Origin of the sequence: Brucella grignonensis (genome assembly GCF_002252505.1) — a bacterium.
Classification (GTDB): domain Bacteria; phylum Pseudomonadota; class Alphaproteobacteria; order Rhizobiales; family Rhizobiaceae; genus Brucella; species Brucella grignonensis.
In genome coordinates this window covers 217,015-228,034 of the sequence record NZ_NNRL01000165.1, presented here as the reverse complement: position 1 = coordinate 228,034, position 11,020 = coordinate 217,015, and the positions used below count along the sequence as shown (strand labels likewise).

Here is an 11,020-nt window from a genome sequence, read left to right as displayed (position 1 = left end):
CGCCTCCAGAACCTGAAGACCCGCAGCTATAACCTCAGGACCAATCCCATCCGCAGGGATCGCCGCAATCTTGTATTCTCGCATGTCTTTTCTCCACTTTGAGATTTAACGATGTTGGACTGGGGCGACTTTGCCCCCGTTTTCCGGTGCGGTACGCGACAACACGAGCGTCACGATAGCGGATACGACCAGCAGACCGGCGACGAAGTAGAGCCCGCCCGCAAAGCTGCCCGTAGTGTCTTTGATCCAGCCGATCATCGAAGGACCAACGAAGCCGCCCAGGTTACCGATTGAGTTGATGGTAGCGATACCGGCTGCGGCCGCTGGTCCTGACAGGAAGAGCGTGGGCATGCTCCAAAGCGGCGGCTTCGAGCAGCTGATGCCGATGTTAACCAGCGTCAGCGCAATAAGGACGGTGAAGACGCTTGTCGCACCCGTGGCAAAGGCAAGCCCGACGGCGGCAAGCAGACAAGCGCCAACCACATGCCAGGTCCGTTCACCGGTCTTGTCGGAATGACGTGCCCAGAGAACCATTGCAACAACTGCGAAAATGCCCGGTACTGCGTTGATGAAGCCGACCTGAAGGGATGACAGGCCGAACTCCTTGATGATCTGCGGCGCCCAGATGCCGAGGGTGTAAAGGCCGGCGGACGTGCCGAAATAGACAAGGGCGAGCGCGATGACCCGGATGTCGGCGAGCCCTGCAAGAATGCTGTGGCTGGCCTTACCCTTTGCGGCCTGCTCTGCGTTCATCGTCTTCACAAGCCAGTTGCGCTCGTCTTCCGAGAGCCACTTGGCTTTTTCCGGACGGTCGGTCAGGTAAAAGAGGACGACGACGCCGAGGATGACTGCGGGAGCTGCTTCAATCAGGAACATCCACTGCCAGCCGGCGAGACCGAGGAAACCGTGCATTTCCATGAGCGCTCCGGAGATCGGCGAACCGAGCACGGTCGACAGCGGGGCCGCCGCCATGAAAATCGCTGTCACTGCCGCACGTCGGCGAGCCGGGAACCAGAAGCTCAGGTAAAGGATAATCCCGGGGAAAAAGCCTGCCTCGGCGACGCCGAGCAGGAAGCGTAACGCATAGAAACTGGTTGTTCCCTGCACAAACGCCATGAGGCCGGACACGATCCCCCAGGTGATCATGACGCGGGCAATCCAGATGCGCGCACCGACTTTGTTGAGAATGAGGTTGGACGGAACTTCGAACAGGAAGTAGCCGACGAAGAAGATGCCCGCACCGATACCGAAGACGGTCGAGGAAAATCCAAGGTCCTCGTTCATGGTCAGTGCGGCGAAACCGATATTCACCCGGTCCAGGAACGCTACAAAATAAAGCAGCATGATAAATGGCACAATGCGCAGAGTAATTTTGCGCAGAACGCGCGTCTCCAGGTCGCTGTTCATAGCGAACTCCTCCCAATGATCCGTTGGGCGCACCTCCTGCGCCTTCGGGAAAGACGTTAATTCGTACTTTCCTCCCAAGCGACAATGCTTTAATTATATAATTAAATGATATAAAGGCATGTCATGGAACTGGAACAACTAAAATGCTTCGTCGCTGCGGCCGAAGAACTGCATTTCGGTAGGGCTGCACAGAAAATGGGAATGCTACCGGCATCGCTGGGACGGCATTTAAGACTGTTGGAGGAGTCCCTCGGCACTCGCCTCATGTCCCGGACAACTCGAAGTGTCGCCTTGACCGAAGATGGATTCGCCCTGCTAGAGGAGGTGAGGCCCCTTCTTCATCGTCTCCAGACACTTGCGGAAGAGTTTCGATCAAGGAAAACTCAGCAGGCGTCCGTGCTCCGCATAGGTGCGATAGACAGCGCTGCAGCAGGTCTTATACCGCCGCTGCTGCATGATTTTCGGGAGCGATTCCCCGGGATCATCACGCAACTTGTCGAAGACAAGTCGATACGTCTCATTCCAAAACTGATTGCCGGGCGTCTGGATATCGTCTTTATTCGACCTCGAGACGGACTGAACCGGAACCTGGTCGTTCGCACCCTCACGCAGGAAACACCCGTCATTGCGCTGCCTGTCACGCATCCGCTCGCGAACCGCGAGCGGATCTCCGTCGATGAACTGCGCGACGAGCCCCTCATCGTGCCAGAGCGTCGCTCTCGCCCCCACAGCTATGACCTGACCATGAAACTCTTCGAGGACGCCGGACTACACCCGCGCATCGCCCAGATTGCTGACGAGAAACAAACGATTATCAACCTCGTTGCGGCAGGAATCGGATCTGCCATCGTCCCCCGCTGGACCGCGAAACTCGCGGTATCCGGGGTGACTTTCGTTCCCCTCATGACGGTTGGCGGCATTTCACTGCGGAAACTGCCTCTTGCCGCGGCCTGGGCAAAAGCTGTTCGTGATCCCGGACGCGACCAGTTGCGGGAACTTCTCGACACAAATATCGACCGATATGCCGAGCAGGCGTAGGCTCGCCCGCCCCTCCGTACCATCCGTCCGCACCTGATAGAGAGGCGGGCGCCAACATCTGGCTCCTCGTCGCCTTGAAAGGTTTCGAACAGACGGCCAGTCAATTTCATTCATCTATTCATAGAAACAAGGATCCGGCGGGCAGTTTCAGGCATTCATCTGTAAAAGCCTCGGGAAGGCCAGACTCTCCTGAAGTGAGGCTTAGGCTGCGGCTAGCATTTCCCTCATGGTCGCGATGACGCGGCCGTGATCGTACGGTTTGCTGAAAAATTTTCCCTCAACCGGTAAAAGCCTGTCGCTCAATTGACGGTGGCCAGAAGCCACGATGATCTTGACCGGAGGCCACCTGTCGCGAACAGCAGCAGCCAGCTTCAGGCCGTCCATGCTGCCCGGCATGTCGATATCGGTGAACATCAATCGGATCTCCGGATGGGCGTTGAGATGGGCGATGGCCTCGTCGGCATTTGAGGCCTCGATTACAATGAACCCCTCGTCCTCGAGCGACATAACTATATCCAGTCGGACGAGGGACTCGTCCTCGACAACAATCACCGTGGTCCCCTTTTGCGTCATCCTTCACACTCTCTGCAATTGACGCTCGCGCATGTGTCTTTTTTTAATATGTGAACCTGATGAACGCGCAGAAAGACAGATCGATCCAAAGAGAACTGTTTTATCTCTCAAGGTGTTACGTAAGGGCGATTTCAATCCATGATTGACGGATCTCGCAAACTGTTGTCGTGCTATAACGCAAGTCAGCGACCCGCTCACCGACAAACGAAAGCCACCTGGCGCGAAGATAATTTCCGGAACCGTGCCGAATAGTGATCCCAGGGCGGAGCGCACATATCGCGTACCATAACCCTGCCGCGTCGGTTCTTGGACAGACGGTCCCCCGACTTCCGTCCAGCTCAGAGAGAACTCGGAATTGCAGTTTGTGGCAAAAGACCACAGAAGTTCAACGTGCCCATCCGGGTGCGAAAGCGCGCCATACTATATGGCGTTCGTGATCAGCTCATGCAGGTACAGCGCGATCGTTGTGCCGGCGTCCCGGCTAGGCTGCCGTCGACAGTATCTACACCGGGCTGATGTTGCGGGGAACCGACGAGTGGAACGAGGTTTTCGTCAAAGAGAAGGCGAGCAATTTCGTCACAAGCCTCATGACATCGTTCACATACGATCGGGTCTAAAGCGCTGTAGCGCCCGCAAATAACCTCGGCGGCCTGTTTTCTGTCTGACGAGAATATTGCGCGTGCCAGTGCCATTGTTTTCGGACCAGGAGTGTTGAGGGATGTGGTCCGCGAGCCGAGTGTTCTCCATCCAACCCATGGCCTGAGCGTAATCCAATCCCCGATCCGTCACCCGGACGGTCTGTTGAGCTAACACCATGTAGCAAATGGGATTTACGCTCGAAACTGCCAAAAAAATTGTCGTGAAATGCGTTGACTTGCTGATCGGAAGCTTTCAAATAAATAGCGGGCGAGAGGGCTTTCAATGCACAATCACGGTCCGGCCACCCCCGATCACGGCTCGATGGCTGACATTATTCGCAACCACGACTGGGCAAGCACCAGTCTCGGACCCATGTCGTCGTGGCCGCCCCAATTGAAGTGTGCGGTTGACATTGCCATTCCGTCGGGTGCCCAGATCGTCATGTTTTGCGGTGATGATTTCACTGCCATCTATAATGATGCCTACGCCCCATCGATCGGGACTAAGCACCCCACGGCGCTGGGGCGACCGGCGAAGGAAAACTGGGCCGAGCTTTGGGACGACCTGGAACCGCTTTTGCTGAAAGTTCGGGAAGGTGGCGAGACGATCGTTGCCAAGGACAGGCCGTTTTATATCGAGCGGCATGGGCGACCGGAAACAGTCTACTTCGACATTTCCTATTCGCCCGTTTCCGACGAACACGGTCAGATGCTCGCCGTGCTCTGCATCGTCAATGAAACCACGGAACGGGTTGGCTACGAGGCAAAACTCAAGCGCCTGGCGTCAATCATCGCCTCGTCGGAAGATGCAATTCTCGGAATCGACCTCGCCATGACGGTTACCGATTGGAACAGTGGCGCCGAAAAGCTCTATGGATTTTGCGCCGAGGAAATCGTGGGTAGGTCTGTTACCCTCCTCGTTCCAGACGACCGCATCGACGAGGAGGCTCGCATCATCGCCCGCATCAAGGCGGGAGAGCGGGTGGAAACCCACGAGACCGTCCGGCGGCATCGCAGCGGACGGCTCCTGGACGTTTCTTTGACTGTTTCACCCATCTATGACGCAGACGGCAGGATCGTCGGGGCTTCAAAGATTGCCCGCGATATCACAGCCCGAAAAGAAGCTGAGCGCGTTCAGGACCTTCTGATCGGCGAACTGAACCATCGTGTCAAGAATATCCTTGCGACGGTCGCCGCGATCGCTCGTCAAACTTTTGCCGGCGTGCCGGACATCGAACCAGCAAGGACAGCCTTTGACGCCCGCTTGCAAAGCCTGGCCAGAGCGCACGACCTGCTGACGAGAGGAAGATGGGAAGCCGCCAGCCTTCGCGCGGCGGTTACCGGGGCGCTGGCTCCCTATCGGCCCGAACAGTTCGAGATCAGCGGCCCCGATGTCGACGTCTCGCCCAAGGCCGTTGTCGCCCTAACGCTGATATTGCACGAGCTTGCCACGAATGCCGCAAAATACGGTGCCTTGGGAGTGACTTCCGGAAAGGTGACAGTGTTATGGGACGTCTCGGCCACAGAGGCGCAACTCACTCTGTCGTGGAAAGAAACCGGGGGGCCACAAGTCCAGCCTCCGAGCCGCAAAGGCTTCGGATCCCGGTTGATCGAAGCCCTGTCATCTGGTCATCTTCGGGGTCACGCCGATCTCAACTATGATGTTTTGGGCGTCCACTGCATGATCGCCGCACCGCTCGACACGGAATGGAGCGACCAAGACCATATTCATTAGCAGATTTGACGCTATGGCACTTGCCCCGTCAGGATCGTCGCAATCGCTTGATGCGCTCGACAAGCTGTTGGGGGTGATAGGGATGATCCAGCGGACCGTCTTCGCAAAGGTCGCCCGCGATCTTGGCCGTTCTCTCGGCCGAGTGTGTCACCACCACCTTGAGATCTGGTCGAATTTCTCTGGCTTTAGCGGAAAGCTGAAACCCGGACTCATCCCGCAAAGCTATGTCTGTCACCAAAATCTCGATACCTTGATGGGACAGGGCAGTGATTGCCTCTGCGGCATCAGTCGCTTCAATGACCCTGTATCCACAGTCCCTCAAATATTGGCCGACCGTCGAGCGCTGGAGAGGATCGGCATCGACCAGAAGGATCGTTTCGAATGCTATCGCCTCAGTCATCGATGTTGTCTGCCAGCGGAGATAACGCGCTTACGATGTTCGGAACAGGCTTTTGCAGAAACAGGTCAAACAGATTTCGGTCATCATCGGATGGTCGATGCTGTCCTGACATGACGGCAACCTTGATGTGCCGATAGGACTGTTTCACCATCCTTGCCAGGTCGAGGCCCGTGTGGGAACCGGGCATATGAACATCGGTCAGCACCATTTCGAGCTGTTGATCGCGCGCCAGAACGGCAAGGGCATCATCCGCCGTTCCGGCTTCTACGACCTCCCAGCCTTGCTCACGAAGCGTGTCTGCGATGTCCATCCGGATAAGGATTTCATCCTCGGCGATCAACACGCGCCGTCTTGATTCCGAAGCTTGGGGGAGGTTCAAATTGTCTGCTGAAATCACCATCGCCCATTTTGCGCGCGAATGTGTCGCGATTTGACATACAAACGCGCAAGGGTGCGAAATTGTTCCCTTGCCGCTTTATTTGATCATCGCAAAGCAGCGACGTAAGATTTCAGTACCCTAGTGATTACCCGACAAGTGGATCCCTGAACTGGGAGGCCCGTTTCCTTCGACCGAGGAAGAATGTCACGAGCCAACGCGAAACATCTTCGGCTCAGCGCCCATCAAGTTCGACAAGGGCTGACTGGACCTCGTCGATCGGGACAGGCTCTGGCGTTCCGGGCAATTGCCGAAGCGCCGGCTCCGAGTCGACCGCATAGAAGTCGGAAGCCCATGCGGCAAGGATGGTCCGTTTATCATCGATCGACAGAGATGGCGCTTTCACAACATCGATCGGCCGTCGAAGCTGCATGCCTCGCATCAGAACCGTCGGCCCCATTGTCACTGCACTGTCGACCACCTGCTGCAACCGGATGTCTCTCACTGAGACCACCTCAATGCACGTGGGGACCGCGGTCGCCCCGCATGTGAGAAGCCGCGATCGCGGGCGTCTCAGGGGCGAGTATCTCATGTTTTTCCGCGAAGGCTGCGAACAGGCCGCGCGCGGTCTCCGCTTCGATCTCGCCGCGAAGCGCCGCCTGGCATGCTTTCAGGGCAATGGTGTGTGCGGTGTCTCTGACCGAGGTCGGCCACTCGACAAGGTGTCGGTAGGCGTCCATGACGCTATGAACTTCCGCAGGGAAGCCCAAACCGACGAGAATGCTGACAGGTTGTCTGAACATATCGGGTTTCATTGCTCTCTCCTTTCCAACCCCGAATGTTGACGGGCGCCGTACCAGTGGCACCCTGATTTTGCGGATCATTGTAGATATCAAGCCGCCTTTTGCTCCTCGATCTGCGCTGGAGCGACCGAGGTCAAAACGGGTGTGCTCTGGATCGTGATCTTCCGCGGTTTCAAAGCCTCAGGGATCTCACGGATCAGCTCGATCGACAGGAGCCCGTTGTTCAGATCCGCCCCATTCACGCGGACATGGTCGGCAAGTTCGAAGCGGTGCTCGAACGGACGCCCGGCAATGCCACGATGCAGGTAGCCATCCGTTGGAGTCTCCTGCTTCTTGCCGGTGACAGTCAGCAGATTGGACTGGAAGGTGATGTCGAGATCGTCCTGGGAAAAGCCAGCCACCGCAATGGAAATCCGGTAGCTGTCATTGCCGGTCTTGACGATGTCATAGGGCGGCCAGTCGCTGATCGAGCGCGCGCGCTGGGCGTTTTCCAGAAGATTGAAGACCCGGTCGAAGCCGACGCTGGACCGGAAGAGAGGTGCGTAGTCGTAAGATGTTGCCATAGCCATATCCTCCTTGAAGCAACATGGGTATAGAAACGCCGAAAGCGGCCCTTCCAGCGAGGCCAGCCCTTCGTCAGCGGCTGGCGGCATTCGATTTGGTTTTAAGGAATTTCGGATTCAAGAGCCGCGACAGAAAAAATTCACACCCTTTTCGAAGCCGTACCAGCGCTTCAACATTCTATCGCGCGGCAAGGTCAAAGTGGCGTTTTTACCACTCGCTCGCTATTGGCGCCGTGAACGCATGATCTCCAGGTACCGATGAGAAGAGCCCCCATCTACGACATAGCGATCGCCTTTGGCCAGGCGCTTGCATGATTGGTGCGAAGCATGAGAAGTCCATCCGCCTGGTGCCTCGATTTAATGGATTGACCGACTGAGAATCCGATGAGGGTAGGCAGCTTTGAACTGCGATATCATGGCGCAGGCCTGCTGCAGGACACGCTCGGCCGCCTCCGGATTGTCACGTGCAAGTTCGTCTGCATTGACCCGTATTGCTTCTGCCATGTTCGCAGACATCACGGCAAAGCGTCCTTCGCCATAGACGAGCGCTTCCTGTGAGGCGGTCTCAAGCCACCGGGCGAAATCCACGATGATCTCCTCCCTTTCCGGGACGCTCGCACTCTTGATGATTTTGATGTTCTCTTCCATTCGGGTCTCACTCCATACAGACGTGGTCAAGCGACCGGGCTCGTCAAGCCCCGATCGCCGGGTGAGCTAGGAAGTGGCAAAATCAGATTCAAGCCTCAGTGCAGCTTGAATTCACCATCGACACACCGCCATTCGTTCGGCCCGATCAGCCGCTGATGACTGTAGCGAACCGAATGCAGCGGCCCATCCAGGGACGACTGCCAGAAATCGAGGAATTTGCGCATTTCAGGGAAATCCGGAGCGAGGTCGTAGTCCTGCCAGACATAGGTCTGGAGGACGGTTTCGAAGTCGGGAATGCGATAGAGGATATGCGCTGTGGTAAGGCCATAACCGTTGAGCTGCCGCTCAAGATCCGACGAAAACTGCATGCTTCATCTCCTTTTCATGACAGGCATAAGAATGACGCAGCTCTGCTGCGGCATCAATCATTTTTCAACTTCGAATGCCGTTTATTGTTCCTTTACAGCATGTTAGCAGCCGCCTCACGCGAGTGCTAATTTTCCTGCAAGACCCTCTTGAAATCGGAAAATCTCGAAAATAAATTTTTCGCGCGAAACGCTCAAGGAGGTTTCGCATCCTGCCGGATGCGGCAATCCGATCCGGCCAGGAGAGCTAAGTCACCATTGTTTGTCCATGGAGGAAAACATGTCGTTTAGACCGCTACATGATCGCATTCTCGTCCGCCGGCTCGAATCCGAAGAAAAGACCAAGGGCGGGATTATCATCCCTGATACCGCCAAGGAAAAGCCGCAGGAAGGTGAAGTCATCGCCGTCGGCTCCGGCGCCCGGAACGACGTTGGCCAGGTCCAGGCGCTCGACGTCAAGGCCGGCGATCGCATCCTGTTCGGCAAATGGTCCGGTACCGAGATCAAGATCAACGGCGAAGACCTGCTGATCATGAAGGAAAGTGACGTGATGGGTATCATCGAAGCCCAGGCCGAGCAGAAGCGGGCCGCGTAAGGCCGCGCGTACATCAGTCAAAAAGCTGCCTATTGAAGGAGTGAACAAATGGCTGCGAAAGAAGTCAAATTCAACACCGATGCCCGTGAACGCATGCTGCGTGGGGTCGACGTTCTCGCCAACGCCGTGAAGGTCACGCTCGGCCCCAAGGGCCGCAACGTCGTAATCGACAAGTCGTTCGGCGCGCCGCGCATTACCAAGGACGGTGTGTCGGTTGCCAAGGAAATCGAGCTGGAAGACAAGTTCGAGAACATGGGCGCCCAGATGCTGCGCGAAGTGGCATCGAAGACCAATGACCTTGCCGGCGACGGCACCACCACGGCGACCGTTCTTGCCCAGGCGATCGTCAAAGAAGGTGCCAAGGCTGTTGCCTCCGGCATGAACCCGATGGACCTGAAGCGCGGGATCGACATTGCCGTCGATGCGGTGGTCAAGGAACTGAAGGCCAACGCCCGCAAGATCACCAGCAACTCCGAAATCGCCCAGGTCGGAACCATCTCGGCCAATGGCGACGAGGAGATCGGCAAGTATCTGGCCGAAGCGATGGAAAAGGTCGGCAACGAAGGCGTCATCACTGTCGAGGAAGCCAAGACCGCCGAAACCGAACTCGAAGTCGTCGAAGGCATGCAGTTTGACCGCGGTTATCTAAGCCCCTATTTCGTCACCAACCAGGACAAGATGCGGGTCGAGCTCGAGGAGCCGTATATCCTCATCCACGAGAAGAAGCTCTCCAATCTGCAGGCAATGCTGCCGGTGCTGGAGGCTGTGGTGAAGTCGGGCAAACCGCTCCTCATCATCGCTGAAGACGTCGAAGGCGAAGCTCTCGCAACCCTTGTCGTCAACAAGCTGCGTGGCGGCCTGAAGATCGCCGCCGTCAAGGCTCCTGGCTTCGGCGACCGCCGCAAGGCCATGCTGGAAGACATCGCCATCCTCACCGGTGGCACGGTGATTTCCGAAGACGTCGGCATCAAGCTCGAGAATGTCACTCTCGAGATGCTTGGTCGCGCCAAGAAGGTAGCGATCGAGAAGGAAAACACCACCATCATCGATGGGGTCGGCTCCAAGGGCGAGATCGATAGCCGCGTCGCGCAGATCCGCGCCCAGATCGAGGAGACCACCTCAGACTACGACCGTGACAAGCTGCAGGAACGTCTTGCCAAGCTCGCCGGCGGCGTTGCTGTCATCCGTGTCGGCGGATCGACCGAAGTCGAGGTGAAGGAGAAGAAAGATCGCGTCGATGACGCCCTACATGCGACCCGTGCCGCTGTCGAGGAAGGAATCCTGCCGGGCGGCGGTGTTGCCCTGCTGCGCGCGGTGAAGGCCTTGGACGGTCTGCCGACATCCAACGACGATCAGCGGGTTGGGATCGACATCGTCCGCCGGGCGATCGAGGCGCCCGTTCGCCAGATCGCCGAGAATGCAGGGGCCGAAGGTTCGATCGTCGTCGGCAAGCTGCGCGAAAAGACTGACCTTTCCTTCGGCTGGAACGCCCAGACAGGTGAGTATGGTGATCTCTACGCTCAGGGCGTCATTGACCCGGCCAAGGTGGTGCGAACCGCACTGCAGGACGCTGCCTCGGTCGCCGGCCTGCTGGTCACGACAGAAGCGATGATCGCAGAGAAGCCGAAGAAGGACGCCGCTCCAGCCCTGCCCGCCGGCCCGGGCATGGACTTCTAAACAGACGAGTGCGGCCCGTCCCATCCACCGGGGCGGGCCGTTTCTGGAGGACAAAATGACGTCTGGACCGATTTCGAAGGAAAGTGCGCGTCGGTGTGCTGGCGTGGTCAAGGAGGTCTCTCGTGCGAAGGGTCTCGTCAAAGACCCGGCCGCGATCGTTTAAAAGAAGGGCGTCGCCGAGAGCATCTTTCCTGCTTGCCGA

Annotated in this window: 13 protein-coding genes and 1 pseudogene; 4 read left to right on the top strand and 10 right to left on the bottom strand. The window is 57.3% G+C overall.

The features are described from left to right. Nucleotides 1–105: 105 nt before the first annotated feature. The gene (locus CEV33_RS20710; RefSeq protein ID WP_046802348.1) at nucleotides 106–1,407 is read right to left on the bottom strand and encodes an MFS transporter; all 1,302 of its coding nucleotides are present in this window, start codon (nucleotides 1,405–1,407) and stop codon (nucleotides 106–108) included. A 123-nt stretch (nucleotides 1,408–1,530) separates the two neighbouring features. Between CEV33_RS20710 and CEV33_RS20705 the strand changes: the two genes are divergently transcribed. Next, nucleotides 1,531–2,445 (top strand): LysR family transcriptional regulator, encoded by a 915-nt coding sequence (locus CEV33_RS20705; protein WP_046802349.1) that lies wholly within the window; start codon nucleotides 1,531–1,533, stop codon nucleotides 2,443–2,445. Nucleotides 2,446–2,646: 201 nt separating this feature from the next. Here CEV33_RS20705 and CEV33_RS20700 read toward each other — a convergent pair whose 3' ends face one another. After that, nucleotides 2,647–3,018 carry a response regulator gene (locus tag CEV33_RS20700; protein ID WP_046802350.1) on the bottom strand — a complete coding sequence of 124 codons (372 nt, stop codon included), beginning with the start codon at nucleotides 3,016–3,018 and terminating at the stop codon, nucleotides 2,647–2,649. A gap of 162 nt (nucleotides 3,019–3,180) precedes the next feature. Continuing rightward, nucleotides 3,181–3,495: pseudogene (locus tag CEV33_RS24715) on the bottom strand (sensor histidine kinase); the annotation flags it as partial. A 444-nt stretch (nucleotides 3,496–3,939) separates the two neighbouring features. Here CEV33_RS24715 and CEV33_RS20685 point away from each other — a divergent pair. Continuing rightward, nucleotides 3,940–5,391, top strand: coding sequence for a sensor histidine kinase (locus CEV33_RS20685; RefSeq protein WP_046802351.1), 1,452 nt, complete (start codon nucleotides 3,940–3,942; stop codon nucleotides 5,389–5,391). A 28-nt stretch (nucleotides 5,392–5,419) separates the two neighbouring features. On the opposite strand, the gene CEV33_RS20680 is transcribed toward CEV33_RS20685, so the two are convergent. The 7 genes from CEV33_RS20680 to CEV33_RS20650 form a co-directional block, all read right to left on the bottom strand. After that, the gene (locus tag CEV33_RS20680; RefSeq protein ID WP_046802352.1) at nucleotides 5,420–5,791 is read right to left on the bottom strand and encodes a response regulator; all 372 of its coding nucleotides are present in this window, start codon (nucleotides 5,789–5,791) and stop codon (nucleotides 5,420–5,422) included. Beyond that, entirely contained in the window at nucleotides 5,784–6,170 is a 387-nt protein-coding gene (locus CEV33_RS20675) for a response regulator (protein WP_235818475.1), read from the bottom strand. Before CEV33_RS20675 ends, CEV33_RS20680 begins: the two co-directional genes overlap by 8 nt. Nucleotides 6,171–6,402: 232 nt before the next feature. Then, a complete protein-coding gene (locus CEV33_RS20670) occupies nucleotides 6,403–6,627 on the bottom strand; it encodes a hypothetical protein (RefSeq protein ID WP_046802354.1) in 225 nt (74 codons plus the stop codon). A gap of 55 nt (nucleotides 6,628–6,682) precedes the next feature. Next, on the bottom strand, nucleotides 6,683–6,982 hold the full coding sequence (locus tag CEV33_RS20665) for a DUF982 domain-containing protein (protein WP_046802355.1): 300 nt from the start codon (nucleotides 6,980–6,982) through the stop codon (nucleotides 6,683–6,685). Between the two features lie 77 nt (nucleotides 6,983–7,059). Further along, nucleotides 7,060–7,533 carry an Hsp20 family protein gene (locus CEV33_RS20660; protein WP_046802356.1) on the bottom strand — a complete coding sequence of 158 codons (474 nt, stop codon included), beginning with the start codon at nucleotides 7,531–7,533 and terminating at the stop codon, nucleotides 7,060–7,062. A 357-nt stretch (nucleotides 7,534–7,890) separates the two neighbouring features. Further along, complete coding sequence (locus CEV33_RS20655) at nucleotides 7,891–8,181, bottom strand: hypothetical protein (protein ID WP_020808296.1); 291 nt, start codon at nucleotides 8,179–8,181, stop codon at nucleotides 7,891–7,893. 95 nt (nucleotides 8,182–8,276) lie between these two features. After that, a complete protein-coding gene (locus CEV33_RS20650; RefSeq protein ID WP_013637244.1) occupies nucleotides 8,277–8,549 on the bottom strand; it encodes an usg protein in 273 nt (90 codons plus the stop codon). Between the two features lie 277 nt (nucleotides 8,550–8,826). Between CEV33_RS20650 and groES the strand changes: the two genes are divergently transcribed. Both groES and groL read left to right on the top strand, forming a co-directional pair. Further along, complete coding sequence (gene groES, locus CEV33_RS20645; RefSeq protein ID WP_046802388.1) at nucleotides 8,827–9,141, top strand: co-chaperone GroES; 315 nt, start codon at nucleotides 8,827–8,829, stop codon at nucleotides 9,139–9,141. A 48-nt stretch (nucleotides 9,142–9,189) separates the two neighbouring features. Further along, on the top strand, nucleotides 9,190–10,818 hold the full coding sequence (gene groL, locus CEV33_RS20640; protein ID WP_046802357.1) for a chaperonin GroEL: 1,629 nt from the start codon (nucleotides 9,190–9,192) through the stop codon (nucleotides 10,816–10,818). Nucleotides 10,819–11,020: the final 202 nt, after the last annotated feature.